Annotated in this window: 1 protein-coding gene and 1 pseudogene; both read left to right on the top strand. The window is 64.1% G+C overall.

Annotation, left to right across the window (positions count from 1 at the left end; translation table 11 throughout):
- Nucleotides 1–306 (top strand): annotated as a pseudogene (locus Q358_RS17660) (IS3 family transposase); the annotation flags it as partial.
- Between the two features lie 35 nt (nucleotides 307–341).
- On the top strand, nucleotides 342–1,144 hold an 803-nt coding region (locus Q358_RS0113915; RefSeq protein ID WP_156940945.1), incomplete at its 3' end, for an IS3 family transposase.

The raw sequence follows: 1,144 nt of genomic DNA, 5'->3' as shown, positions 1-1,144 counted from the left end.
AAGTTCCAGATCGTCCTGGAGACAGCTCCGATGAACGAGGCTGAAGTCAGCGCCTACTGCCGCGAGCGCGGGCTCTACCCCGAGCAGGTGGAGGCCTGGCGGGATGCCTGCATGAACGCCAACGATGATGCGGCAGCGCAGGCCAAGCAGCTTCGTCAGGCGCGCAAGGCAGAGCAGAAGCGGCTCCGCAAGCTGGAGCGGGAACTGCACCGCAAGGACAAGGCCCTCGCCGAGACAGCGGCGTTGCTGGCCCTATCAAAAAAGGCCGAGGCGATCTGGGGCACGACCAACGACGAGGACGACTGACCAGCCTCCCGGATCGCCAGCGCATCGTGACTCTGGTGCAAGACGCCCAGCGTGACGGGGCTCGGCTGGCCAAGGCCTGTCAGGTGATGGGCATCAACGTGCGGACCTACTACCGCTGGGTCGCGGAAGGCGAAGTGACGGCGGATCGCCGCCCCGACGCTACCCGCCCAGAACCGGCCAACAAGCTGTCGCCTGAGGAACGAGAGGCGATTGTGGCGCTGTGCAACGCTCCGGAGTACCGGAGCCGCCCTCCAGCCTTCATCGTGGCCGATCAGGCGGACAAGGGCCGCTACTTGGCCTCTGAGTCGACGATATACCGAGTGCTTCATGAGTATGATCAGCAACATCACCGGGGCCGCCAGCAGGCCCCGCAGCGCAAGCGACCGCCGACCACGCACCAGGCCACGGCGCCAAACCGGCTTTGGTGCTGGGATATCAGCTGGTTACCGGGCCCTGCACGCGGTACTTGGTGGTACCTGTACCTGATCATGGACGTCTTCAGCCGCAAGATCGTTGGGCACGAGGTCTATGAAACCGAGACCGGCGAGCTGGCCGCCGAGCTGATCCAGAAGGCCTGCTGGCGAGAGCACCTCACCGATCGTCACAAGCCTTTGATTTTGCATTCCGATAACGGCAGTCCGATGAAGGCGGCGACCTTCCTGGAGAAGCTCTACGATCTGGGCATCACCCCGTCGTACAGCCGGCCAAGGGTCAGCAACGACAACGCCTTCGCCGAGTCGGCCTTCAAGACACTGAAGTACCGGCCGGGATTCCCCGCCGACGGCTTCGCCACGCTGGCCGAGGCACAAGACTGGGTCCAGCAATTCACCGAGTGGTA

This window comes from Halomonas halodenitrificans DSM 735, from assembly GCF_000620045.1.
GTDB lineage: Bacteria > Pseudomonadota > Gammaproteobacteria > Pseudomonadales > Halomonadaceae > Halomonas > Halomonas halodenitrificans.
The sequence above is the reverse complement of the archived record's forward strand: the minus strand, read 5'-3'. Positions and strand labels throughout refer to the sequence as shown.